The following is a 24,295-nucleotide window of genomic DNA, read 5'->3' on the forward strand; positions in this document are numbered from 1 at the left end:
TCCTTGAGATCCGGTAGCGCCAGTAGCGCCCGTGTTACCTTGAGGCCCCTGAGGTCCAGTAGCGCCGGTAGCCCCCGCCGGTCCTTGAGATCCGGTAGCGCCAGTAGCGCCCGTGTTACCTTGAGGCCCCTGAGGTCCAGTAGCGCCGGTAGCCCCCGCCGGTCCTTGAGATCCGGTAGCGCCAGTAGCGCCTGTGTTACCCCGAGGTCCGGTAGCGCCCGTAGCCCCTGCTGGCCCAGTAGGTCCAGTAGGTCCTTGAATGAATGAAGCAGAATTAACTAGAGCGGTTTGTAATGCTGCGATTAATTTAATAAGCTCTTGAAGTGTGCAAGGGTCAATTCGGAATAGTTTTGTAATGGATAGTAAATAATTAATTAGATTTTGAAGCTCGATAAATACAGCGCTTGCTACGAAAGTTGGGTTTTTTAATATAGTTATTAAGTTTTTAATAATAGCTAACCCTTGTGCTTTCAGGGAGGAAGTAGCATCTAGTGAACAAATAAATTTACTTAGTAGGTTCAATGTATCAATTAGATCTTCAATATTTTGGGGAGATGGATTTGCGAAAAGTTTTGGGATTATTTTTGTTAAATCGATAATGATTGCGCGGAATGTTCTAAGTTGTGCCTTAGTAACTGGGATTGATGGAGTATTTGGAATTCGTCCAGCGCTACTTGGAAAGCATGGTTTGGAGAATTTGTTCTGACTGTCGTTATAATGAGACATTAAATCTCTCCTTTCTCATGAGGATATGAACGAAACTCATCATAGTAGATGCAAAAATTAGTTAAATGGTCATAGTAAAATCGTTTGTTTGAAGAAAAAATAGAAAAAACGCCTTATGATAAGGCGTTTTTTCTATTTTCTGCGTATTGATAATATCGTTTTAGTGAAATCTTTGATTTGAAGCCAGCTAGCTTTATGATTTCCGATTCCGGAGTTTCTTTTTTTATTAAGTTTAAAATATAGGTATTACGAAAGTGTTGCCCGGAGATACCTTTGCGTAAATTAGCTCTAGACACTTCAAGGCGAATCATTTTTTGGATAGCGATTTCTGTTAATCCCTTTGGTGCATCATTTTCGTATACCCATCTGTATGTTCCGCGATTAAAATCGAATGCGACAAATAATGGATCATTACTATGATATTTTGGACGAACGGGTTCAGGGATACTTTTGTAATAAGTATATAGTTGTTTTTTGTCTTCGCTAGTTAATGTAATTGTTCTTTCTACTCCTGCGGTTGCAGGTATAGATAACGTGTTAGTTTCAAAGTGGACTTGATGCATAGTTAATGCTGTAAGTTCCTGTAAGGATAATCCATAGTCAATTAATAAATTTAAAATAGCGATATTACGATCCATCAATAAAGGGCGTACAGGACGTTGTTTTTCTGAAAGTCCTTCTAATGAAGTGACTATATGTTTTAATCTTTTTTCTTCATCAGATGAAATGAAATCTTCATTGCGGAGTGTGCGGTCTGGTTGAATAGACATTTCCATGTTCTTTAATGGGTTAGGAATATTTAGAAAGTGATGCATTCTATTTAATACAATGAATACACGGTGCATCGTTTTCTCTGAGTAATGTCGATTCTTTTTTAAGTCGGAAAAGTAATCTTCGTAGTCTTTTGTACAAAGTGTAGCCCATATATTACTGGAAGGGAGCTTTTTGTTTTTTTCTAACCAATGTCCGAAATCTTCAATGTCATAAACATAACGTTTAATGGTTGAAGGTTTTCGGCCTTTATTCAATAAAAAAATAGAAAAGGCTTGTATTGTATCATGGAATTCCGTTGTCTCCATAGTCCCACCACCTTCATTATTTCTTTTATTATAGCAAACTTTTCTGAAAATAGTCATTTGCAAAGGAGACAAGAATAATAATATTTGGTGAGTGGATAAAATGAGGTGATTGTATGGAACAATCGATGCGAAAGAAAAATAATAATCAAATTAACATTGTGTTAAATCATCGAAAGAAAATTTCTTTACCGGCTGCAGAAAATAAAACAGTAATTTCAAGTGAAACTACTACGAAACATGAGATGCTGCAAAGAATTGAAGAAGAGATGGGAAAACTCGTTGGGATGGATGATATAAAAAAGATAATAAAAGAAATATATGCTTGGATTTATGTGAATAAAAAAAGACAAGAAATAGGATTGAAGTCTGAGAAACAAGTACTTCATATGTTATTTAAAGGGAATCCAGGTACAGGGAAGACAACTGTTGCTAGAATGATAGGGAAATTATTATTTGAGATGAATATTCTATCAAAAGGGCACTTAGTTGAAGCTGAACGTGCGGATCTTGTAGGAGAGTACATCGGTCATACAGCTCAAAAAACAAGAGATTTAATAAAAAAAGCAATGGGAGGAATTTTGTTTATTGATGAGGCGTATTCATTAGCCCGAGGGGGAGAAAAAGATTTTGGAAAAGAAGCAATTGATACGCTCGTAAAACATATGGAAGATAAACAACACGGTTTTGTATTGATTTTAGCTGGATATTCAAGAGAGATGAATCACTTTCTTTCATTGAATCCAGGACTGCAATCTCGTTTTCCATTTATAATTGAGTTTGCGGACTACTCAGTAAATCAGTTGTTAGAAATAGGGAAGAGGATGTATGAAGAACGTGAATATCAGTTATCGAAAGAGGCTGAATGGAAATTTAGAGATCATTTACATGCTGTAAAGTACTCATCGCAAATTACATCCTTTAGTAATGGACGATATGTCCGGAATATTGTTGAAAAATCGATTCGTACACAAGCTATGCGGTTGTTACAAGAGGATGCATATGATAAATATGATTTGATTGGAATATCAAGCAGTGATTTGATGCTTGAAGAGGAGACGCACAGTACGTAAACTGTGCGTCTGTTTTTCTGTATAAGTGCTTCTATTACTTTTTTGCTTTTTCTTGATAAGATTTATGGAATCGTTCCATTTTAGCACTTTTTTCGTGTGCGGAATTAGGGTCGTGTCCAATTTGACCTACTGAGCTTTTTTGAGCCCCTTTATTCACATGGTTTGTCATTTGTATTCACCTCGCTTTGAGGATTAGTATAAACATTCTGTAAAGAAAAACTCATTAGAAAAGAAAAACCCCTTTACGATTTGTAAAGAGGTTGGATTGCTATTTATGCATTGAACGTTCGTTTGTGTCGATCCGTCTATGCGGTAAATGCCATTTGTAATGAATAGAAACCATGCGGAAGCAAACAATTAAAATGAATAAGGTGTATAGAGCCCAATCGCTAACAATAATTTGAGCGCCAATTAAGAAACCTGCCAGAATCGTCCAAAAAGCATATACATCAGCTCGAAGAACGAGAGGTTTTCTACGGGCTAAAAGATCGCGGATAATACCGCCTCCAATGCCAGTTAAAACGGCTGCTACGATTGTAGCACTAATTGGTAAATTTAATTTTTGAGCGTATAATGCCCCTTGTACGGCAAATGCTGATAAGCCGATAGCATCAGTGATGTTTTCCCACTTTTTCCAGTGTCTAATTAATTTATTTGGAAAAAGAAAAATAATCGTCATTGATAAAAGTGCGATTTGGAATAACATGTCTTGTTGCCAAAACGCGACAATCGGATAACCGATTAATAAATTACGAAGGGCACCTCCCCCAAATGCGGTTGCCATTCCTAAAATATACACCCCGAAAATATCATAATCCTCTTCCATTGCAACAATAGCCCCGCTTAATGCGAAAGCAATTGTGCCTATGATGCTAAAAATCTCCCATGCCATGAATTTTCTCCCCCGCTAACTAGATGAAATGTGCTTCCTCTGCTATTATATTAGAAGGTTTAAATTTCGAAAAGGATGAGTGAACATATTTGATGGAAGAAAAAGAGAAAGTCATATTAGTGGGCTGTCAATTGCCGCAAGATGATGATGAAAAATTTATGCATTCCATGAAAGAACTTGCATCATTAGCGAAAACTGCACGAGCAGAATCGTTAGTGTCTACAACGCAAAAACGACCGAAGTTTCATCCGGCGACTTATATAGGTAAAGGTAAATTAGAAGAGCTTACAATGTTAACTGAAGAATTAGAACCGGATGTTATCGTATTTAATAACGAATTAACACCGAGTCAAATTCGGAATTTATCCTCAGTATTAGATGCGAGGGTAATTGATCGAACGCAACTCATATTAGATATTTTTGCGCAACGTGCGAAGTCGAGAGAAGGGAAGCTTCAAGTTGAATTAGCTCAGTTGCAATATACAATGCCACGTCTTATGGGGCAAGGATTGTCTTTATCACGTCTTGGTGGTGGTATTGGAACGAGAGGGCCGGGTGAAACAAAACTTGAGACGGATCGTCGTCATATCCGATCACGGATTGATGAAATAAAGAAACAACTTGCAGTTGTTGTAGAACATCGGAAAAGATATCGTGAGAGAAGAAAAGATAATAAAGTATTTCAAGTTTCGTTAATAGGATATACAAATGCAGGGAAATCTACGTTGTTTAATAGATTAACGGAAGCCGATACATTTGAAGAGAACTTGTTGTTTGCAACGCTAGACCCGACAACAAGGAAGATGCCGTTACCTTCTGGTTATACAGTATTACTAACTGATACGGTTGGTTTTATACAAGATTTACCTACATCATTAATTGCTGCATTCCGCTCGACATTAGAAGAAGCTGGTGAAGCGGATGTTATTTTACATGTTGTGGATTCTGCAGATCCGAATTATGTAGGGCATGAGAAAACAGTAAAACAATTATTGTCAGAACTCGAAATCAATCATATTCCTATTATTACGTTATATAATAAAAAAGATGAATTACATCAAAACTTTATTCCGTTTCCGAAAAGTGACTTCTTAATGACTAGTGCTTTTGAAGAAAATGATCTATTACATATAAAAGAAGCGATAGAAACGAAAATGAAGAAAGAAATGAATCGTTATCAAGTGGAAATTCCTCCGAGTGAAGGTAAGTTATTAACTCTATTAAAGACAGAGACGCTATTAACAAAAATGGAGTTTTTGGAAGATAAATTTGTATATGATTGCGCGGGGTATATTTTTGCTCATTCATCGCTTAATGTACAATTAAAGAGATTTTTAGTGGAAGAAGGAGAAAATAAAAATGTTTGATCGTTTGAAAAATGGAGAAAAAATTGCTCCAATCGTAAAAGAAGTAGAGAGTCAAATTACAGAAGTACATAAACGTGCGGATGAAGTAATTGAAAGTAATCAGTTTCGTGTGTTAGAAAGTTTCCGTAAACATAAAATTAGTGATTCACATTTTATTCCGACGACAGGTTACGGTTATGATGATATTGGTCGTGATACGTTAGAAAAAGTGTATGCCGATGTATTTGGAGCGGAAGCTGGTCTTGTTCGTCCGCAAATCATTTCAGGTACTCACGCAATTTCAACAGCGCTATTCGGTATTTTACGTCCAGGAGATGAGTTGTTGTACATCACGGGTAAGCCGTATGATACATTAGAAGAAATTGTTGGTGTACGTGGAAAAGGTGTAGGATCATTCAAAGAATATAATATTGGTTATAATGCAGTTCCGCTTACTGAAGAGGGGCTAGTTGATTTTAGAGCTGTTGCAGCTGCCATTCATAGTAATACGAAGATGATTGGAATTCAGCGTTCAAAAGGTTATGCTACTCGTCCGTCGTTTACTATTTCTCAAATTAAAGAGATGATAGCGTTTGTGAAGGAAATTAAATCGGATGTTGTCGTGTTTGTAGATAACTGTTATGGCGAGTTTATTGAAGAGCAAGAGCCATGTCATGTTGGTGCAGATTTAATGGCAGGTTCGCTTATTAAAAACCCGGGTGGGGGAATTGTTAAAACTGGTGGTTACATTGTCGGTAAAGAACAGTATGTTGAAGCGTGTGCATATCGTTTAACATCTCCAGGAATCGGTGCGGAAGCAGGGGCATCTTTATACAGTCTGCAAGAAATGTATCAAGGTTTCTTCTTAGCGCCGCATGTAGCAGGACAAGCGCTAAAAGGTGCGATTTTTACAGCTGCATTTTTAGAAAAGTTAGGAATGAATACATCACCAGCGTGGAATGCACCAAGAACGGATTTAATTCAATCTGTTCAATTTGATGACAAAGATCGCATGATTGCATTCTGCCAAGCAATTCAATATGCATCTCCGATTAACTCTCATTTCACTCCATATGCCAACTATATGCCGGGGTATGAAGATGATGTAATTATGGCTGCGGGAACGTTTATTCAAGGTGCAAGTATTGAATTGTCGGCTGATGGTCCAATTCGTCCGCCTTATGTTGCTTACGTACAAGGTGGGCTAACTTATTCGCATGTGAAGATTGCGATTTGTTCTGCAATTGATGCATTAATTGAAAAAGAATTATTAACAATTTCTTAAAGGGAAGCTGTCAATTTTGACAGCTTTTTTTCGTGTGAAAGTAATGATTTATTTCATTAGAAAAAAGAATGAAAAAATTTATAAAAAATCATGTAAGAAAAGCTAACATCTATTGACATCAAACATAACATAGTATAAAATGAGAAGCAGTTAAGGCGAAGGAGGAACTGAAGCAATGAAAGAAGATAGACGTTCTGCCCCGCTGTTTCCTATTGGTATTGTTATGGATTTAACACAATTGTCTGCACGTCAAATTCGCTACTATGAAGAGCATAATCTTGTTTCTCCAACCCGTACAAAGGGGAATCGTAGATTATTCTCATTTAACGATGTAGATAAGTTGTTAGAGATTAAAGATTTATTAGATCAAGGCTTGAATATGGCTGGTATTAAACAAGTGTTACTAATGAAAGAAAATCAAACAGAAGCAGTGAAAGTAAAAGAAGAAACGAAAGAAATTTCAAAAACTGAGCTTCGCAAAATACTTCGAGATGAACTACAACATACAGGTAGATTTAATCGAACTTCATTGCGACAAGGTGATATTTCAAGATTTTTTCACTAAAGAGAACTGATTCTGAAGGTGTTTAGAGGGACTAAGGAGGAATTTATAATGGCTAGGTACACAAAAGAAGATATTTTCCGTTTGGCGAAAGAAGAGAATGTAAAGTATATCCGTTTACAATTTACGGACCTTTTAGGGGTAATTAAAAACGTAGAAATTCCAGTGAGCCAATTAACAAAAGCTCTTGATAACAAAATGATGTTTGATGGATCTTCTATTGAAGGTTTCGTACGTATTGAAGAATCTGATATGTACTTATATCCAGACTTAGATACTTGGGTGATTTTCCCTTGGACAGCTGAAAAAGGTAAAGTAGCTCGATTAATCTGTGATATTTACAATGCAGATGGCACTCCATTTGAAGGGGATCCACGTAACAATTTAAAACGTGTATTAAAAGAAATGGAAGCTTTAGGATTCTCAGATTTCAATCTTGGACCAGAGCCAGAATTCTTCCTGTTCAAAGTAGATGAAAAAGGAAATCCAACATTAGAATTAAACGATAACGGTGGATACTTCGACCTTGCGCCGATGGATCTAGGGGAAAACTGTCGTCGTGATATCGTTCTTGAACTTGAAGAAATGGGCTTTGAAATTGAAGCGTCTCACCATGAAGTTGCTCCAGGGCAGCACGAAATTGACTTCAAATATGCAAATGCAATTCGTTCATGTGATGACATTCAAACATTTAAACTTGTTGTAAAAACAATTGCTCGTAAACACGGTTTACACGCAACATTTATGCCAAAACCATTATACGGTGTGAACGGTTCAGGTATGCACTGTAACTTATCACTATTCAAAAATGGTGAGAACGTATTCTATGATCAAAACGGTGACTTACAATTAAGTGATGACGCTCGTCACTTCATCGCAGGTATTTTAAAACACGCACCAGCATTTACAGCGGTAGCAAACCCAACTGTAAACTCTTACAAGCGCTTAGTACCTGGATACGAAGCTCCTTGTTACGTAGCGTGGTCTGCACAAAACCGTAGTCCATTAGTACGTATCCCTGCATCTCGTGGTATTAGCACACGCGTAGAAGTACGTAGTGTTGACCCAGCTGCAAACCCATATTTAGTAATGGCAACATTATTAGCAGCAGGTCTTGATGGAATTAAAAACAAATTAACTCCACCAGCTGCAGTAGATCGTAATATCTACGTAATGACAAAAGAAGAGCGCGAAGAAGCAGGTATCGTTGATTTACCGGCAACATTAGCGCAAGCTTTAGTTACATTACAATCTAATGAAGTAATTAGTAACGCATTAGGAGATCACTTACTTGAGCACTTCATCGAAGCGAAGGAAATTGAGTGGGATATTTTCCGTACACAAGTTCACCAATGGGAACGCGATCAATATATGTCTCTATACTAAGAGGTGAGGAAGCCCTGATACTACGGTATCAGGGCTTTTTTATTTGTCGGCAATATAGGTGTTAGTTGAAATGAATTGAATAGATGCCTGAAAAAAATATGACGGTATTTGAATTTCTATTCCATATCTTTAATGTAACGTGGTGAAATTCGAATTGCTTTGTGTTCCAAAAGGGTGGATAAGTAAAAGTAACATGCGTAATATCTATGGGTATAAAAAATTGTATGATATGTTGTGTTCGGTATTGGATATGTTTAACACTGAAGTTCGAGTGTTTAAAAATACAGTACCTTGCAATAAACAATACTAAGTGGTATATTATGGATAAGAAAGGTACCGTGTATTGAACAGTACTGAAATGAGAAAGGGGGATTGCACTTGAACGTTCAGTTTAAAAAAGGTGTGTTAGAACTGTGTGTACTGGCACTTGTGAAACGTAAGGATTGTTACGGTTATGAACTTGTTCAGCAAATCTCAAATAAATTTTTAATATCGGAAGGGTCAGTATATCCTTTATTACGCCGTTTAACGAAGGAAGGATATTTTCAAACGTATTTAAAAGAATCTACGGAAGGACCACCTCGCAAATATTATCAAATAACTGAGCAAGGGGAAACGCAACTGAATTTGTTAGTAACAGAGTGGCGTGATTTTGCGAAAGGTGTACAAGAAATTATTGAAGGGGTGGAATGGGATGAGTAAAGAACAGTTTCTTAAGGAATTATCAAGTCACCTTAGAAAGTTACCGGACGAAGAGAGAAAAGATATTTTATTTGATTATGAAGAGCATTTTCAGATTGGGATAGAAGAGGGGAAAACTGAATCGGAAATAATAAAGGGTCTTGGTTCTCCGAAAGTAATTGCAAAAGAATTGCTTGCGATGTATCGTTTCGATGAAATGAAAAAAGATCCATCAACTTCAAATGTGACAAGAGCTGTCATGGCGGCGATTGGACTTAGTTTGTTTAATTTCATTATTGTGTTAGGCCCGTTATTTGCAATTATTGCTTTTATATTTTCTTTTTGGGTCGGTGGGATTGCTAGTGTAGTGACACCATTTTTCGTAATTGGAAAAGTATTTATGGGCACTTTTATATGGTTAGATTTATTCGTTAGTATAACTTTTGTTGGAGTAGGTTTGTTGTTATGTATAATCGCTTATTATAGTACGAAGTGGTTTAAAAGGCTTTGTGTACGTTATGTAATATGGAACTTCAAAATGATAAAAGGGGAGTAGATGATGAAAAAAATATTGTTAGCAGCAATCGCTTGTATCATTATTGGAGTAATTGGGATTTCACAAACATATGAAAAAGCAGTGCAAGCTGCAGAAGAAGGAAACAAAGAAGATAAAATTAAAAATGAAACGCTAAAAAATATAGAAGTTAAGTTAGATGTCGGGGATATTGTTGTCCAAAAATCTCCTGACGCTTCTTTTTATGTAAAGCAATCAGGAGATGCGCGTAAGCAAGAGATTCGTATTACTGAAGATGGTGACACATTAAAAATCATTGGTGAAAGAGAAAAAGATGCTTCATTTGATTTTTCTTTTTACGATTTTAGGTTTCAAACGTCTACATTGACTCTCCTTGTGCCTGAACGCTCTTACCAAGATGTAAAAGTAAATTCATCTGCTGGACAAATTGAAATAAGTGATGTGAAAAGTGACCGTGTAAGTGCTAGAACACTTACTGGAGAAGTGGATTTGAAACATGTAACGGCTAAGAATGTGGAGGGATCTACAAAAGCTGGTGAAGTAAACTTTAAAAAAGTAATAGGGAAAGTGACTGCAAAAACGACCAGTGGGGAAATAAATATTCTAGATCATGATTCTATGTATAATCTAGAAGCAAGTTCAACTGCGGGAGATATAAATATTACTTTATCGGAAAAACCAAAAGATGCGGTAATTACTGGGGAAAGTGCTGCCGGGGATGTAACAATTTTTAATGAAGAAAATAAAGACGTAACGATTGGTAATGGGAGTAAAAAGATTAGCGGTAAAACAGCTGCGGGCGATGTGACGATTGAAACGCGTTCATAAGAAATAGAATGTATGAAAATCTATCAAAATACAAAAAAGAAGATAATTACCGTATATAAATAAGGTAATTATCTTCTTTTATATTCTTAATGTAAATCACGATATACGCCAATTACTTTACCGATAACTGACACTTGCTTTAAAATAATAGGTTCTAATGAAGAGTTTTCCGGTTGTAGACGGAAATGGTCTTTTTCTTTATAGAAACGTTTAACAGTTGCTTCATTATCTTCTGTTAAAGCGACTACAATTTCACCATTATATGCAGACTGTTGTTGGCGAACAACAACTAAATCTCCATCGAAAATACCAGCTTCAATCATACTATCTCCAGAAATACGTAACATAAACACTTGATCTGCTCCTGCGACAATGCTAGCTGGAAGAGGGAAGTGTTCCTCAACGCTTTCGACTGCTGTAATTGGTAATCCAGCAGTAACTTTCCCGACAATTGGAACTTGAATAACAGATTGTGTTTCTGTATCCATTCGGTCTTCACCTAAAATTTCAATTGCACGTGGTTTTGTTGGATCGCGTCGAATGTACCCTTTTTCTTCTAATCTTGATAAATGTCCGTGCACTGTAGAACTAGAAGCGAGGCCGACTGCTTGACCAATTTCACGTACGGAAGGTGGATATCCTTTTTCTTGTACTTTTAGCTTAATAAAGTCGAGAATGTCTTGCTGGCGTTTCGTTAACTTTTCCATGTTTTCTAACACCTCGTTTTCTTTCATTTTTCTTATTAATAAGTATAACATGTGAAAAAACATTCTACAAACATAAGTTCGAACAAAAGGCGAATTTATGTTACACTAAAGGGAAATTATAGTGAGAAAGAGGTGTTCATAATGAATGCAATTATTTATGCGCGTGTGAGTACAACAAAAGAAGCACAAGAAACATCATTATTACGTCAAAAAGATGAATTATTGCATTTAGCGGAGCGCTATCAAATGAATGTTACTAAAGTAATTGAGGAACAGGCTAGTGGCTATACAATTGAACGTGACGGCATATTAGAAGTGCTAGATACAATTCGAGACGAACAAATTGATGTGCTACTTATACAAGATGAAACGCGTCTTGGTAGGGGAAATGCAAAGATTGCGTTAATGCACTGTTTACATAAAGAAGGAATAAAAGTATATACGCATACACATAATGGTGAATTGCAATTGTCGGATTCTGATTCAATGGTATTAGATATTATTGGTATTGTTGAAGAGTATCAAAGAAAGATTCATAATTTAAAAATTAAACGTGGTATGCAACGAGCAGTAGAAAAAGGCTATCGTCCAGAAAATAATTTAAAGAATCGTCATTTAAGTGTAGGACGAGAGAAGAAAGAAGTGCCAATTGAGGAAATTGTACGTTTGCGTAAAAGTGAACTTACTTTTGAAGAAATTGCAGCAACACTACGTGGCTTTGGTCATAATGTTTCAAAAGCGACGGTACATCGTAGATATGTAGAGTATACAAAGCAATTGCTTGATAAAGAAGAGTAACTATTGTATGATAATAATCAGTTTTGATTAGAAGGGGGATTCGAGATGCTTAGTCACGAACTCGTTGAACGCATTAACTTCTTAGCGAAAAAAGCAAAAGCTGAAGGTTTAACTGAAGAAGAACAACGTGAGCGTCAATCGCTACGTGAACAATATTTAAAAGGATTTCGTCAAAATATGTTAAACGAACTAAAAGGAATTAAAGTCGTTAACGAACAAGGTACTGATGTTACACCGGCGAAATTAAAAGCTTTAAAAAAGCAAGATAATGCAAAATTAAACTAAAAGATGGGCGAAGCCCATCTTTTTTATTTATTATAATCGTTAGTAATAACTTTCCAGTTGTTATTAACTGTTGCTTCTATCTGTTTATGTTTTAATATATAGTTAGCGATAAGTTCAGACATATCTGTTGGTATGTCTTTTATTACGGGCTTATTTTGAAACATAAAGAAGTTCCCTCCGCCGCTTGCGCGATAATTATTCATCACGACGTCATATTCTTCGTTCATATTAAGAGGAATGCCTTTATGTTGTAAAGATTCTACTCTTTCGCCAATTGGTTTTGAAATGTTTAATACGTACGAAATTCCTTCCCACATATCGTAATTATAGTGTTGCGACTTTGGTTCTATAAAGGTAGGGTTTACGATGATAGATCTATCTTCTTTTAATGTGAAATAAGAAGCAGAGAGTTCGAGAGCATCTTTTATATCTGAGCCAGTTATTCTAATTACTTTTAATGTATTTGGATAAATATAATTAGAAACGATGTCACGCATTGTTACATGTTCCGGGAAACCTGGAGATGTATTATGGAATAGGCTTGTACAAGAAATGGAAACATTAGCAATATCCATCTGTATTTTATTTATGAATTCAATAAAAGGATGGTCTTTCAAACGAGTTTGCATAGCATCTGAAATTTGCATGTCACCGTGGATGGTTCCAATAGGTTGATCAAGCCATTTTTGTGTTTTCTCTTCATAATCGGCTACCAAGTAAAGAACATCTGGATCTGCCTCGATTTCTTGCACAGCCAATAGTTCTGAATAACTCTCTTTTTTTACCCACTCTTGTTTCATTTTTTCAAATGTTATAGTTATTTTTCCAACTGAATGTCCATTACATCCAGTCTGTAAAATTGTTACATCATTACCCACTGTTTGAGCAATTTTTCGGTGCTGATGGCCTGTTAATAAAATATCTATGCCCTCAATTTCATGACACATTGCATACCCTTGGTTTTCACCTGTTAAAACTTCAGTCGGTTCTCCAGTTTGTAAATCGCGTTCAAATCCCCCATGATACGCTACGACTAGTAAATCTGGTTTCTCGTGTTCGCGAATGTAAGAAACCCAATTTTTTGTTGTTTCTAACGCATCTTCAAATTGTAAGTCTTTAATGTGATGGGGTTGTTCCCAATTTGGAATGTAATGCGTTGTCATCCCTAAAATAGCAATTTTTATATTTGATTCAATCTGTTTTATTATATATGGTTTTCCGAAATAAGATTCTTTGCTGTTTTTATCTAAAATATTTGCTGATAAATACGGGAAGTTGGCAGTAGAAATAGCATGATTTAATACGTCCAGTCCATAATTAAATTCATGATTCCCAATCACTGCAGCGTCATAACGTAAATAGTTTGCTATTAATGACATTGGGTTTTTCTTATCTTTTTCATATGTAGCGTAATGATAAGTAAAGGGTGTTCCTTGTATGAAGTCACCATTATCAATTAATAGGACGTTTCTATTTTCGGAACGTTCTTTTTTTATAAGGGTAGAAATTTTAGCTAAACCAATTTCAGCTTTGGAGTTATCTTGATAGTGAATTGGATAAACAGTACCATGTATATCACTTGTTAATAAGATGTTTAAAGTTACAATTTGATTTTGATTCAATATCATTCACCTTTTCTATTGTTATCTACCAATTAAGCATATCAAATATAGGAAGAGAATTTTAATGTGAGTGTATAGAATGTGTAAAGATTCTGTAAATAAACAATTATTCGTGAAATTGTGTGATATATTTCTTCATGTTTACGGAAGGTTATTTTATAACAACAAAAATGGAGGCATTAATATGTTGAAAAAAGTTTTTACAATGAGTACAACAGTTGTACTAGCAGCGGGTTTATTAAGTGGCTGTGGAACAAAGGAATCAAGCGCAAGTAAAAATGAAGATACGAAAAAAGGGTATGTACCAAAGACTTTAAATGTTCAATTTGTTCCTTCTCAAAATGCAGATACGTTAGAGGCGAAGGCAAAACCACTTGAGAAGCTATTAAGTGATAAGTTGAATATTCCAGTAAAAGTTAGTATTTCGACGAATTACAATACAATTGTAGAAGCGATGGCATCTAAGCAAGTAGATGTAGGTTTTTTACCTCCAACAGCGTATGTGCTAGCACATGAGAAAAAGGCTGCAAACGTAATTTTACAAGCACAACGTTTTGGAGTAGATGATGAAACTGGAGCTCCTACAAAGGATTTAGTAGACTTTTATAAGTCTGAATTTGTTGTTAAGAAAGATTCAAATATTAATAGTGTAAAAGATTTAAAAGGTAAAAAAATTGGTTATCAAGATGTAACGTCATCAGCGGGGTATGTGTGGCCTGCGGCTGTACTATTAAAAGAGGGCGTTGATCCGTTAAAAGATGTGAAACCTGTTACATTAAAAGGTCACGATCAGTCGCTTATTGCTCTTTTAAATGGTGATGTAGACGCAGCTGTTGTATTCCAAGATGCTCGTAATATTGTAAAAAAAGATTATCCGAATATATTCGATCAAACGAAAATAGTGAAATTTACGGAGAAAATTCCAAACGATACGATTTCGGTACGTTCTGATTTAGATGAAGAGTGGAGCAAAAAATTACAGGATGCTTTCATTGAAATTGGAAAGAATGAGGAAGGTCACAAAATCATTAAAGAAGTATATTCACATGAAGGATATGTTAAATCTGATGATAGTAAATTTGATATCGTTCGTGACTATGGGAAGAAAGTAAAAACGCAATAATACATATGGAAATGGCAGCTAGCTGGAAAGGTATGTTTGCAGTTAGTTTGCCGTTTTGAATTCATAGAAGGTAGGTAAGATGTGTGATAGAGTTTCGAAATGTTTCCAAAGTGTATCCAAATGGTACAAAAGGATTGAATCATATAAACTTGAAAATTCAAAAAGGTGAGTTTGTTGTAATGGTAGGGCTGTCCGGAGCTGGAAAGTCTACACTTTTAAGATCGGTAAATCGTCTTCATGAGATTACAGAAGGCGAAATCATGATTGAAGGTGAGTCAATTACTGCTGCAAAAGGAAAAGGATTACGCCGCATGCGCCGGGATATTGGTATGATTTTTCAAAGTTTTAATCTTGTAAAGCGATCAACGGTATTAAAGAACGTATTAGCTGGCCGTGTCGGGTATCATTCGACATTACGTACAACGTTAGGCCTATTTCCGAAAGAAGATTTGGAGCTTGCCTTTCAATCGTTAAAAAGGGTAAATATTTTAGAAAAAGCATATGCGCGGGCTGATGAATTATCAGGAGGACAACAACAACGTGTATCAATTGCTAGAGCGTTGGCGCAAGAAGCAAAAATCATATTAGCAGATGAACCTGTTGCATCGTTAGATCCGCTAACAACAAAGCAAGTATTAGATGATTTGAAAAAAATTAATGAAGATTTTGGAATTACAACAATTGTAAACTTACATTCTATCGATTTAGCTAGGCAATATGCGACACGCATTATTGGATTACATGCAGGCGAAATTGTTTTTGATGGCCTAGTAGAAGAGGCAACGGATGAAAAATTTGCTGAAATTTATGGTGATGTAGCGCAGAAAAGTGAATTGTTAGAGGTGGCAGTTAAATGAATGACGTGACGATTTATTCGAAATCGATACCGAAGCCGCCGAGTAAGTTAAAACATATGTTAACGTTAATCCTAGTCATTTTACTGTTGTGGGGAAGTAGTATACAGGTCGACGCATCATTTTCAAAACTAGTAGTTGGTTTTCCTAATATGGTGGATTTGTTAAAAGAGATGGTGCCGCCAGATTGGAGTTATTTTCAAGTTATTACAACAGCAATGTTAGATACAATACGTATGGCGATTATCGGGACGACTTTAGGAGCAATTTTAGCTATTCCACTGGCACTGTTTGCGGCAAGCAATGTGTTTACTAGTGCATTTTTGTACAGTCCAGCTCGATTGATTTTAAATTTTATCCGAACGATACCAGATCTATTATTAGCGGCAATTTTCGTAGCTATTTTTGGAATAGGACCACTTCCAGGCATTTTAGCTCTGACGTTTTTCTCAATTGGGCTCGTGGCGAAATTGTTGTATGAGTCAATTGAATCGATTGATCCAGGTCCATTAGAAGCGATGACAGCAGTAGGAGCAAATAAGGTGCAATGGATTGTTTATGGGGTAATTCCGCAAGTGAAAGCGCATTTTGTCTCCTATGTTCTTTATACATTTGAGGTAAACGTACGTGCAGCAGCTGTTTTAGGTTTAGTAGGAGCTGGCGGTATCGGATTATATTATGATCGTACACTTGGATTTTTACAATATGAACAAACTGCATCTATTATTATCTATACTCTTGTTGTTGTATTGTTAATTGATTATGTAAGTACATTGTTGCGGGAGAAATTATAATGAGTAAAACGACGTTAATCGTACCAAAACCAAAGAAACCGAGTATGTATCGCTGGATTATTTTCATAGCACTTACATTTGTTTATGTATGGGCTTTTTCAGGAGTACCGCTAGAGGGAATCAAAGATACGGCGGGAGAAATTACAAAAGCAATTATGACAGGTGTATTGAATCCAGATTGGTCGTATGTATCTTTGCCAGATGGTGAAGATTTATTACATGGTTTAATTGATACGTTGGCAATTGCGATATTAGGTACATTTATTTCTGCCTTTTTATCTGTTCCATGCGCTTTTTGGGCGGCGACGAATATGAGTAGTGGAAAATTAACTTCGGGAACTGGGAAGTTTGTACTTAGTTTTGTCCGTACATTTCCTGAATTAGTTATGGCTCTTTTGTTTATAAAAGCTGTTGGACCAGGTTCTTTTGCCGGCGTTCTAGCTTTAGGGTTACACTCTATTGGAATGTTAGGGAAATTATATTCAGAAGGAATTGAAAATATAGATAAAGGACCGACGGAAGCGTTAATAGCAACAGGTGCGAATCGTTTTCAAATACTTTGGTATGCAGTATTGCCACAAGTATTACCAGATTTTCTATCGTATACGTTATACAGGTTCGAAATTAATGTACGATCCGCTGCCATTTTAGGTGTTATTGGAGCAGGGGGAATTGGCACACCTCTAATTTTTGCACTGAGTTCACGCAATTGGTCTCGTGTAGGAATTATTTTATTAGGCATCATTTTAATGGTTATTATCATTGATTTTATTTCAAGTTCGATTCGGAAACGGATTGTTTAACTGATTTGAAAAGCATCGAATTTAGATGCTTTTTTGTATTTTTAAAGGTGGGCTAAAAAAGTTAGTATAGAAGGATTTTTTATATCTGTATAAATATACAGATAATTCCCTTTCTTTTTAAAATAAAAATAATGAAAAAGTATGTCATATTGAATACCCATACATTCCCGGAAACATTGATTTTTTTATAAAAAATCAAAAAAACATCAACATATTTGTCGATACATGTTGTATAATCTTGCGTGGGAAGCTATCATATAAATGTATAAAACGTTTACTAATATAAGCGAAGGGAAGAATAGCATGTCACATTCAATCGAACAACTTTCTATCAACACGATTCGCACATTATCCATCGATGCGATTGAAAAAGCAAACTCTGGTCACCCAGGAATGCCAATGGGTGCAGCACCAATGGCTTATACATTATGGACTCAATTTATGAAACACAATCCAAATAACCCAACGTGGTTTAACCGTGATCGTTTCGTATTATCTGCAGGTCATGGTTCAATGTTATTATACAGCCTACTTCACCTATCTGGTTATGATGTAACAATGGATGACTTAAAGAACTTCCGTCAATGGGGAAGCAAAACTCCAGGACATCCTGAGTACGGTCATACACCTGGTGTAGATGCAACTACTGGTCCACTTGGACAAGGTATTTCAACTGCTGTAGGTATGGCAATGGCTGAAAGACATTTAGCTGCTAAATATAACCGTGATGCGTATAATGTAGTAGATCATTATACATACGCTATTTGTGGTGATGGAGATTTAATGGAAGGCGTTTCTGCTGAAGCATCTTCATTAGCTGCTCATTTACAATTAGGTCGCCTTGTTGTGCTTTACGATTCAAACGATATTTCATTAGATGGCGATTTAAATCGTTCATTCTCTGAAAGTGTAGAAGATCGTTACAAAGCATACGGATGGCAAGTAATCCGTGTTGAGGATGGAAACGATATTGAAGCTATCGCAAAAGCAATCGAAGAAGCGAAAGCTGACGAAAAACGCCCAACGCTAATTGAAGTAAGAACGACAATTGGTTTCGGTTCTCCAAACAAATCAGGAAAATCAGCTTCACATGGTTCTCCACTAGGTGTAGAAGAAACAAAATTAACGAAAGAAGCATATGCTTGGACTGCTGAGCAAGACTTCCACGTAGCAGAAGAAGTATACGACAACTTCCGTAAAACAGTACAAGATGTTGGTGAAACTGCGCAAGCAGAGTGGAACACTATGCTAGGTGAATATGCACAAGCATACCCAGAATTAGCAAACGAATTCCAAGCAGCAATGAACGGTCAACTTCCAGAAGGTTGGGAGCAAAACTTACCAACTTATGAATTAGGATCAAAAGCAGCAACTCGTAATTCTTCTGGTGCTGTAATTAATGCAATTGCAGAATCTGTACCATCATTCTTCGGTGGATCAGCTGACCTTGCTGGTTCTAACAAAACATACATGAATAACGAAAAAGACTTTACAAGAGATGATTACAGCGGTAAGAACATTTGGTACGGTGTACGTGAGTTCGCAATGGGTGCAGCAATGAACGGTATTGCACTACATGGTGGTTTAAAAACTTACGGTGGTACGTTCTTCGTATTCTCTGACTACTTACGTCCAGCAATTCGTCTTGCAGCATTAATGCAATTGCCTGTAACGTATGTATTCACACACGACAGTATCGCTGTTGGTGAAGATGGTCCAACACATGAACCAATCGAGCAATTAGCGGCGCTACGTGCAATGCCAAATGTATCTGTTATTCGTCCAGCTGACGGTAACGAGTCTGTTGCGGCTTGGAGATTAGCTCTAGAATCTACAAACAAACCAACTGCTTTAGTATTAACTCGTCAAGATCTTCCAACATTAGAAGGTGCAAAAGACGATACGTATGAAAAAGTAGCAAAAGGTGCATATGTAGTTTCTGCAAGCAAGAAAGAAACAGCTGATGTAATCTTACTTGCAACTGGATCAGAAGTAAGTCTAGCTGTTGAGGCTCAAAAAGCATTAGCAGTAGACGGTGTTGACGCATCTGTTGTCAGCATGCCATCTATGGATCGCTTTGAAGCTCAAACTGCTGAGTACAAAGAATCTGTATTACCAAAAGCAGTAACAAAACGTTTCGCAATCGAAATGGGTGCTACATTCGGATGGCACCGTTACGTAGGTCTTGAAGGAGATGTGTTAGGGATCGATACATTCGGTGCTTCTGCTCCTGGTGAGAAGATTATGGAAGAGTATGGATTTACTGTAGAGAACGTTGTTCGTAAAGTAAAAGAAATGCTTTAATGATTTTAGAAAAATCTCTCCGGCATGGAGAGGTTTTTCTATGTAAATGAGTTTTTTCGACAGAAAAAGTTTTTTCTCTCTCCGCAGTCAGACAATCATTGCAAAATTTCTTCTATATAATGAAGAGAAAAGGTTGTCCAGATTGGGAGGCGAAAGATGAAAACGTATGAATTGTATTTAATTCAAGAGGATATTGCGAAAGCTTACTTTGGTCGTGAATATTTGTTTTTTGATTTATTTGCTCGATTTTCAGAATCTGGGTCCCTTTCGGAGAAAAAAGTGCTATATAAACAAATGATGTATATAACGATGCCATTACAAGTAATGAAAATTCATCATAAATTAGAACAAGCTTTGCGCGTTCTTGGTAAATATGATCGAACACATCATACACATACACTTTATACAGGGGCAGAATATGGCGAAATAATGGTGAAACCACACTATATTCGCATGAATACCTCTGGAAATGTTTCTATGGAAACGACTTTCTTTGAGGTGCTTCGGAAGTGTGAATTAACATTTTTAGCTATGGATTATGAAAATACAAAGTACGGATGGCTGAATCCTCTAAAACAAGTACGAACATATGTGTAAAAAATGTCGAATTGTATCTTGTCTTATTGAAAAGGTTTTAGTACACTGTAAGGTAGACAACATGAAGGAGGAAAATATATGCCAATTTGGTTAGGTATTCTAGTGGGCGTAGTAGCACTAGTAGCAGGCGTGGCGTTAGGATTTTTCATTGCCCGCAAATACATGATGAATTACTTACAAAAAAATCCACCAATTAACGAACAAATGTTAAAAATGATGATGATGCAAATGGGACAAAAACCTTCCCAAAAGAAAATCAATCAAATGATGAGCGCGATGAACAAGCAACAAATGAAATAAGCGCTAAAAGACACTCGCTAAGAGTGTCTTTTCTTTTTGATATAGACAGAGTTTAAAACTTTTAAAAATTCTGTATTTTTGGTAAACTGAAAACATCGCTCATTTTAAGGGAGGGGGAAAAATATGAAAGTGTTTATGAGTTTAGCGTGGTTTTTTAAACAAGAAAAACGAGCGTACATAACCGGAATTATTTTATTATTTGGCGTTGCACTTTTAGAACTTGTAGCACCAAAAGTGATTGGGATTGTTGTAGATGAAATTAACGATGGAACATTAACGACTGATAAGTTACTAAAATGGGTTGTACTCTTAGTACTCGTAGGTATTACGATGTACATATTACGTTACGTGTGGCGTATTATGATTTTTGGGTCTTCATTAAAGTTAGCTCGCCAATTACGGAAAAATTTGTATGAACATTTTACAAAGATGAGTCCATCTTTCTATCAGTCAAATCGAACAGGTGATTTAATGGCGCACGCGACCAATGATATTCAAGCAATTCAGCAAACGGCTGGGGCGGGTGTTTTAACACTTGTTGATTCATTGGCTGTTGGGGGATGTGTACTCGTAGCGATGGGTTTTACAATTAGTTGGAAGTTAACATTGTTAAGCTTAATTCCAATGCCGATTGTAGCAATATCGACAAATTATTACGGCACTTTATTACATAAAAGGTTTCATAAAGCACAGCAATCGTTTTCGGAAATCAATGATAAAGTGCAAGAGAGTATGAGTGGAATGAAGGTAATTCGATCGCTTGGACAAGAAAAAGAAGATTTACAAGCGTTCCGAAAAAAATCAGAAGATGTCGTACATAAAAATATGTTAGTTGCACGTATTGATTCGTTATTTGATCCAACAATCGCTCTTATCGTAGGTTTTTCTTTTTTAATTGCAGTATGTTACGGATCGGTATTAGTTGTAAGAGGTGAATTAACAGTAGGTGATCTCGTTACATTTACGACATATTTAGGTACCCTCGTTTGGCCAATGTTAGCGTTTGGATGGTTATTCAATATTATGGAGCGTGGGCGTGCTTCATATGACCGTGTAGAAAAAATTCTTTCACAAAAATCAGATGTAGTAAATAGCGAAAATGCTGTACATACAATAGCGAGCGGTAATGTTTCGTTTGCCGTTGATTCATTTTCGTATAAGAAAAATGAATTGTTACATTTAAACGATATTCACTTTGATTTGAAGAAGGGCGAAACGCTAGGAGTTGTAGGACGTACAGGCGCAGGGAAAACGACTTTATTAAAATGTTTAATCCGTGAGTATGATCACTTTAATGGTGAAATAAAAATTGGGGAGCGAGATATTCGAGATATAACACTTCATGGTGTCCGTTCTGCCATTTCATACGTGCCGCAAGATCATTTTTTGTTTTCAGCAAGTATTGGTGAGAATATTGCCTTTGGAAAGGCGGATGCTACGTATAATGAAATTACCCAAGCTGCAGAGATTGCTTGTATTCATAATGACATCCTCCAATTTTCAGAAGGATATGAAACAGTAGTAGGAGAAAGAGGCGTTTCATTATCTGGTGGTCAAAAGCAGCGAATCTCTATTGCTCGTGCTTTATTAACAAATGCTGAAATTTTAATTTTGGATGATTGTTTATCAGCAGTAGATGCAAAAACAGAAGAAACAATTTTAAATGCTTTAAAGAGGGAAAGAGCAGGGAAAACGACAATTATTACTGCCCATCGTTTAAGTGCAATTCAGCATGCCAATCTCATTCTTGTTGTGGATGAGGGCAGAATTGTGCAACGAGGTACACATGAACAACTAATGAAGGAACATGGTTGGTATAAAGAAATGTATGAGAGCCAGCAGTTAGAAGCATTAGTCGAGAAAGGAGGCGTATGATGGCTGCGAAAAAACAGAGCGATTTAAGAAGATTATTGTCTTATATGAAGCCATATAAAGGACTATTAGCATTAGCATTTTTATTTCTAGTTGGTGCAACTATAACAGAAATGATGGGTCCGTTTTTAATTAAACAATTTCTTGATGAACACTTAGTACCACGTAACTTTGATCAATCAGCACTTGTTACTCTATTTGTATTGTATATTGTTGCTCACTTATTAAAAGTATTATTTACTTATTTAGACTTGTTATATTTTCAAAATATCGCTTTTAAAATTGTTCAAGATATGCGTGTTGAAGTATATGAGCATGTTCAAAAGTTGTCATTAAGTTTCTTTGATCGTACGCCGATTGGTACGCTCGTATCGCGCATAACGAATGATACAGAAGCAATTAAAGATTTTTATGTCAGTGTATTATCAACATTTGTTAAAAATATCGTATTTTTAGTAGGGATTTTAGTAGCGATGTTTTTATTAAATGTAAAATTAGCGCTATTTTCTCTCGTATTAATTCCGATTATGTTTGCGATTATGGTGCTATACCGCCGGAAAAGTGCAGCTTTTTATTTAGAAGTCCGTAATCAATTAAGTGTGTTAAATGCAAAGTTAAACGAGTCCATTCAAGGGATGAATATTGTTCAAGTGTTCAGACAAGAAAAGCGCATGAGAAAAGAGTTTGAAGAAGTGAATAATAAACATTATAGTGCAGGGCGACGTACATTAAAGTTAGATGCATTGCTTTTACGTCCAGCAACGGATTTAGTTCATATTGTAGCTATTGCGTTAGTAATTGGTTTATTTGGAATTGATGCTTTGAAGAGTCCTGTTGAAGTAGGCGTTTTATATGCGTTTGTTAACTATATACATCGTTTCTTCCAGCCTGTAAATGAGATGATGATGAAATTATCATTTTTCCAACAGGCACTGGTTTCATCATCACGTGTATTTCATTTAATGGATGAGAAAGATTTAGCGCCAGTTCAAAAAGGGGATGGAAATCCTCAAGTTATTAATGGAGATATTGAATTTAAAAATGTTACTTTTTCGTATGATGGAAAACGTAATGTTTTAAAAAATGTATCTTTTCACGTGAAACAAGGGCAAACGGTTGCTTTCGTTGGGCACACTGGTAGCGGAAAGAGTACCATTATGAATTTATTACTGAGATTCTATAATATTAAGTCCGGAAATATTGTAATAGATGGTGTAGAGTTAGATAAATTTGAAGAACAAGAAATTAGAAAGAAAATAGGACTTGTATTGCAAGATGCATTTTTATTTGCGGGAAATGTAAAACAAAATATTCGCATGTATAATGAAGAAATTACGGATGAAGAAGTAAAAGAAGCAGCACAATTTGTGCAAGCGAATACGTTTATTGAAAAGTTACCAGAGCAGTATGAAACGGAAGTAGTAGAAAGAGGAGCTGCATTTTCTAGTGGTCAACGACAATTAATTGCTTTTGCTAGAACGATAGCAACGAATCCGAAAGTGTTAGTATTGGATGAAGCAACAGCAAATATTGATACAGAAACTGAAGATGCAATCCAAACAGCGTTACAGCAAATGCGAAAAGGACGGACGACGATAGCAATTGCACACAGATTATCTACCATACAAGATGCAGATCAAATTTTTGTTATGCATGATGGAGAGATAGTAGAAAGAGGGACACATCAAGAATTACTGAGTGAACAAGGGTTGTATTATAATATGTATTTACTACAAAATAAAGGAAGTTTACAAAAGGCCTTGTAATTACAAGGCTTTTTTACTTTGTTTATAAAATATGTTTGCTCTTTATGTCTATAGTATAAACGTCGTCACCCTTTAATAAA

Annotated in this window: 25 protein-coding genes; 19 read left to right on the forward strand and 6 right to left on the reverse strand. The window is 36.1% G+C overall.

Going from position 1 to position 24,295, the window contains the following annotated elements:
* Window positions 1–726 (reverse strand): collagen-like repeat preface domain-containing protein (locus ACTFRS_RS00005; protein WP_440024577.1); only part of this gene is annotated, 726 nt, incomplete at its 3' end.
* A gap of 113 nt (window positions 727–839) precedes the next feature.
* Window positions 840–1,805 (reverse strand): tyrosine-type recombinase/integrase, encoded by a 966-nt coding sequence (locus ACTFRS_RS00010; protein ID WP_139866377.1) that lies wholly within the window; start codon window positions 1,803–1,805, stop codon window positions 840–842.
* A gap of 113 nt (window positions 1,806–1,918) precedes the next feature.
* Here ACTFRS_RS00010 and spoVK point away from each other — a divergent pair, with 113 nt between their 5' ends.
* Complete coding sequence (gene spoVK / locus ACTFRS_RS00015) at window positions 1,919–2,875, forward strand: stage V sporulation protein K (RefSeq protein ID WP_000438184.1); 957 nt, start codon at window positions 1,919–1,921, stop codon at window positions 2,873–2,875.
* A 34-nt stretch (window positions 2,876–2,909) separates the two neighbouring features.
* Here the strand turns inward: spoVK and ACTFRS_RS00020 are convergent, their stop codons facing one another.
* Both ACTFRS_RS00020 and ACTFRS_RS00025 read right to left on the reverse strand, forming a co-directional pair.
* Window positions 2,910–3,044 (reverse strand): hypothetical protein, encoded by a 135-nt coding sequence (locus ACTFRS_RS00020; protein WP_000181496.1) that lies wholly within the window; start codon window positions 3,042–3,044, stop codon window positions 2,910–2,912.
* Between the two features lie 99 nt (window positions 3,045–3,143).
* Window positions 3,144–3,767, reverse strand: coding sequence for a trimeric intracellular cation channel family protein (locus ACTFRS_RS00025; RefSeq protein ID WP_000312265.1), 624 nt, complete (start codon window positions 3,765–3,767; stop codon window positions 3,144–3,146).
* Window positions 3,768–3,859: 92 nt separating this feature from the next.
* On the opposite strand from ACTFRS_RS00025, the gene hflX reads away from it, so the two are divergent.
* The 7 genes from hflX to ACTFRS_RS00060 all read left to right on the forward strand — a co-directional run bounded on the left by hflX (window position 3,860) and on the right by ACTFRS_RS00060 (window position 10,390).
* Window positions 3,860–5,134 (forward strand): GTPase HflX, encoded by a 1,275-nt coding sequence (hflX, locus tag ACTFRS_RS00030; protein WP_139866394.1) that lies wholly within the window; start codon window positions 3,860–3,862, stop codon window positions 5,132–5,134.
* Complete coding sequence (locus ACTFRS_RS00035) at window positions 5,127–6,398, forward strand: methionine gamma-lyase family protein (protein WP_000460299.1); 1,272 nt, start codon at window positions 5,127–5,129, stop codon at window positions 6,396–6,398. The genes hflX and ACTFRS_RS00035 overlap by 8 nt, the downstream gene beginning before the upstream one ends.
* A gap of 175 nt (window positions 6,399–6,573) precedes the next feature.
* Entirely contained in the window at window positions 6,574–6,963 is a 390-nt protein-coding gene (glnR, locus tag ACTFRS_RS00040) for a transcriptional repressor GlnR (protein WP_000656783.1), read from the forward strand.
* Window positions 6,964–7,011: 48 nt separating this feature from the next.
* A complete protein-coding gene (glnA, locus tag ACTFRS_RS00045; protein WP_000135330.1) occupies window positions 7,012–8,346 on the forward strand; it encodes a type I glutamate--ammonia ligase in 1,335 nt (444 codons plus the stop codon).
* Between the two features lie 378 nt (window positions 8,347–8,724).
* Window positions 8,725–9,048, forward strand: a complete 324-nt coding sequence (locus tag ACTFRS_RS00050; protein ID WP_139866376.1) for a PadR family transcriptional regulator — start codon at window positions 8,725–8,727, stop codon at window positions 9,046–9,048.
* Window positions 9,041–9,583, forward strand: coding sequence for a DUF1700 domain-containing protein (locus ACTFRS_RS00055; protein WP_139866375.1), 543 nt, complete (start codon window positions 9,041–9,043; stop codon window positions 9,581–9,583). Before ACTFRS_RS00050 ends, ACTFRS_RS00055 begins: the two co-directional genes overlap by 8 nt.
* Window positions 9,584–10,390 carry a DUF4097 family beta strand repeat-containing protein gene (locus tag ACTFRS_RS00060; protein WP_139866374.1) on the forward strand — a complete coding sequence of 269 codons (807 nt, stop codon included), beginning with the start codon at window positions 9,584–9,586 and terminating at the stop codon, window positions 10,388–10,390.
* An 86-nt stretch (window positions 10,391–10,476) separates the two neighbouring features.
* Here the strand turns inward: ACTFRS_RS00060 and lexA are convergent, their stop codons facing one another.
* Complete coding sequence (lexA, locus tag ACTFRS_RS00065; RefSeq protein ID WP_000413738.1) at window positions 10,477–11,097, reverse strand: transcriptional repressor LexA; 621 nt, start codon at window positions 11,095–11,097, stop codon at window positions 10,477–10,479.
* 141 nt (window positions 11,098–11,238) lie between these two features.
* Between lexA and ACTFRS_RS00070 the strand changes: the two genes are divergently transcribed.
* Window positions 11,239–11,895: a YneB family resolvase-like protein gene (locus ACTFRS_RS00070; protein ID WP_000991471.1), complete on the forward strand. Its 657-nt coding sequence runs from the start codon at window positions 11,239–11,241 to the stop codon at window positions 11,893–11,895.
* Between the two features lie 45 nt (window positions 11,896–11,940).
* Entirely contained in the window at window positions 11,941–12,180 is a 240-nt protein-coding gene (locus tag ACTFRS_RS00075; RefSeq protein WP_000948565.1) for a DUF896 domain-containing protein, read from the forward strand.
* Window positions 12,181–12,203: 23 nt separating this feature from the next.
* Here the strand turns inward: ACTFRS_RS00075 and ACTFRS_RS00080 are convergent, their stop codons facing one another.
* Window positions 12,204–13,802, reverse strand: coding sequence for a bifunctional metallophosphatase/5'-nucleotidase (locus ACTFRS_RS00080; RefSeq protein ID WP_139866373.1), 1,599 nt, complete (start codon window positions 13,800–13,802; stop codon window positions 12,204–12,206).
* Window positions 13,803–13,986: 184 nt separating this feature from the next.
* Between ACTFRS_RS00080 and ACTFRS_RS00085 the strand changes: the two genes are divergently transcribed.
* From ACTFRS_RS00085 to ACTFRS_RS00125, 9 genes are all read left to right on the forward strand, one after another.
* The gene (locus ACTFRS_RS00085) at window positions 13,987–14,925 is read left to right on the forward strand and encodes a phosphate/phosphite/phosphonate ABC transporter substrate-binding protein (RefSeq protein WP_139866372.1); all 939 of its coding nucleotides are present in this window, start codon (window positions 13,987–13,989) and stop codon (window positions 14,923–14,925) included.
* Window positions 14,926–15,008: 83 nt separating this feature from the next.
* Complete coding sequence (gene phnC, locus ACTFRS_RS00090) at window positions 15,009–15,782, forward strand: phosphonate ABC transporter ATP-binding protein (RefSeq protein ID WP_139866371.1); 774 nt, start codon at window positions 15,009–15,011, stop codon at window positions 15,780–15,782.
* Window positions 15,779–16,573 (forward strand): phosphonate ABC transporter, permease protein PhnE, encoded by a 795-nt coding sequence (gene phnE, locus ACTFRS_RS00095; protein ID WP_139866370.1) that lies wholly within the window; start codon window positions 15,779–15,781, stop codon window positions 16,571–16,573. The genes phnC and phnE (ACTFRS_RS00095) overlap by 4 nt, the downstream gene beginning before the upstream one ends.
* On the forward strand, window positions 16,573–17,376 hold the full coding sequence (gene phnE / locus ACTFRS_RS00100) for a phosphonate ABC transporter, permease protein PhnE (protein WP_139866369.1): 804 nt from the start codon (window positions 16,573–16,575) through the stop codon (window positions 17,374–17,376). The genes phnE (ACTFRS_RS00095) and phnE (ACTFRS_RS00100) overlap by 1 nt, the downstream gene beginning before the upstream one ends.
* Window positions 17,377–17,679: 303 nt before the next feature.
* Complete coding sequence (gene tkt, locus ACTFRS_RS00105; protein ID WP_000019785.1) at window positions 17,680–19,680, forward strand: transketolase; 2,001 nt, start codon at window positions 17,680–17,682, stop codon at window positions 19,678–19,680.
* Window positions 19,681–19,836: 156 nt separating this feature from the next.
* The gene (sirA, locus tag ACTFRS_RS00110) at window positions 19,837–20,277 is read left to right on the forward strand and encodes a sporulation inhibitor of replication protein SirA (protein ID WP_000860645.1); all 441 of its coding nucleotides are present in this window, start codon (window positions 19,837–19,839) and stop codon (window positions 20,275–20,277) included.
* Between the two features lie 78 nt (window positions 20,278–20,355).
* Window positions 20,356–20,577 carry a YneF family protein gene (locus ACTFRS_RS00115; protein ID WP_001123317.1) on the forward strand — a complete coding sequence of 74 codons (222 nt, stop codon included), beginning with the start codon at window positions 20,356–20,358 and terminating at the stop codon, window positions 20,575–20,577.
* Window positions 20,578–20,700: 123 nt separating this feature from the next.
* Window positions 20,701–22,452 (forward strand): ABC transporter transmembrane domain-containing protein, encoded by a 1,752-nt coding sequence (locus ACTFRS_RS00120; protein WP_440024572.1) that lies wholly within the window; start codon window positions 20,701–20,703, stop codon window positions 22,450–22,452.
* Entirely contained in the window at window positions 22,452–24,215 is a 1,764-nt protein-coding gene (locus ACTFRS_RS00125) for an ABC transporter ATP-binding protein (RefSeq protein ID WP_440024570.1), read from the forward strand. Before ACTFRS_RS00120 ends, ACTFRS_RS00125 begins: the two co-directional genes overlap by 1 nt.
* Window positions 24,216–24,295: the final 80 nt, after the last annotated feature.

The organism is Bacillus cereus group sp. MYBK139-1, assembly GCF_051916915.1.
In the GTDB taxonomy this organism is placed as follows: Bacteria; Bacillota; Bacilli; order Bacillales; family Bacillaceae_G; genus Bacillus_A; species Bacillus_A pacificus.

What these genes read in the sequence shown, in the direction of transcription:
- ACTFRS_RS00010 (WP_139866377.1), bottom strand. Translation starts at nt 1,805, where the DNA reads ATGGAGACAACGGAATTCCATGATACAATACAAGCCTTTTCTATTTTT.
- spoVK (WP_000438184.1), top strand. Translation starts at nt 1,919, where the DNA reads ATGGAACAATCGATGCGAAAGAAAAATAATAATCAAATTAACATTGTG.
- ACTFRS_RS00020 (WP_000181496.1), bottom strand. Translation starts at nt 3,044, where the DNA reads ATGACAAACCATGTGAATAAAGGGGCTCAAAAAAGCTCAGTAGGTCAA.
- ACTFRS_RS00025 (WP_000312265.1), bottom strand. Translation starts at nt 3,767, where the DNA reads ATGGCATGGGAGATTTTTAGCATCATAGGCACAATTGCTTTCGCATTA.
- hflX (WP_139866394.1), top strand. Translation starts at nt 3,860, where the DNA reads ATGGAAGAAAAAGAGAAAGTCATATTAGTGGGCTGTCAATTGCCGCAA.
- ACTFRS_RS00035 (WP_000460299.1), top strand. Translation starts at nt 5,127, where the DNA reads ATGTTTGATCGTTTGAAAAATGGAGAAAAAATTGCTCCAATCGTAAAA.
- glnR (WP_000656783.1), top strand. Translation starts at nt 6,574, where the DNA reads ATGAAAGAAGATAGACGTTCTGCCCCGCTGTTTCCTATTGGTATTGTT.
- glnA (WP_000135330.1), top strand. Translation starts at nt 7,012, where the DNA reads ATGGCTAGGTACACAAAAGAAGATATTTTCCGTTTGGCGAAAGAAGAG.
- ACTFRS_RS00055 (WP_139866375.1), top strand. Translation starts at nt 9,041, where the DNA reads ATGAGTAAAGAACAGTTTCTTAAGGAATTATCAAGTCACCTTAGAAAG.
- ACTFRS_RS00060 (WP_139866374.1), top strand. Translation starts at nt 9,584, where the DNA reads ATGATGAAAAAAATATTGTTAGCAGCAATCGCTTGTATCATTATTGGA.
- lexA (WP_000413738.1), bottom strand. Translation starts at nt 11,097, where the DNA reads ATGGAAAAGTTAACGAAACGCCAGCAAGACATTCTCGACTTTATTAAG.
- ACTFRS_RS00070 (WP_000991471.1), top strand. Translation starts at nt 11,239, where the DNA reads ATGAATGCAATTATTTATGCGCGTGTGAGTACAACAAAAGAAGCACAA.
- ACTFRS_RS00075 (WP_000948565.1), top strand. Translation starts at nt 11,941, where the DNA reads ATGCTTAGTCACGAACTCGTTGAACGCATTAACTTCTTAGCGAAAAAA.
- ACTFRS_RS00085 (WP_139866372.1), top strand. Translation starts at nt 13,987, where the DNA reads ATGTTGAAAAAAGTTTTTACAATGAGTACAACAGTTGTACTAGCAGCG.
- phnE (WP_139866370.1), top strand. Translation starts at nt 15,779, where the DNA reads ATGAATGACGTGACGATTTATTCGAAATCGATACCGAAGCCGCCGAGT.
- phnE (WP_139866369.1), top strand. Translation starts at nt 16,573, where the DNA reads ATGAGTAAAACGACGTTAATCGTACCAAAACCAAAGAAACCGAGTATG.
- tkt (WP_000019785.1), top strand. Translation starts at nt 17,680, where the DNA reads ATGTCACATTCAATCGAACAACTTTCTATCAACACGATTCGCACATTA.
- sirA (WP_000860645.1), top strand. Translation starts at nt 19,837, where the DNA reads ATGAAAACGTATGAATTGTATTTAATTCAAGAGGATATTGCGAAAGCT.
- ACTFRS_RS00115 (WP_001123317.1), top strand. Translation starts at nt 20,356, where the DNA reads ATGCCAATTTGGTTAGGTATTCTAGTGGGCGTAGTAGCACTAGTAGCA.
- ACTFRS_RS00120 (WP_440024572.1), top strand. Translation starts at nt 20,701, where the DNA reads ATGAAAGTGTTTATGAGTTTAGCGTGGTTTTTTAAACAAGAAAAACGA.
- ACTFRS_RS00125 (WP_440024570.1), top strand. Translation starts at nt 22,452, where the DNA reads ATGGCTGCGAAAAAACAGAGCGATTTAAGAAGATTATTGTCTTATATG.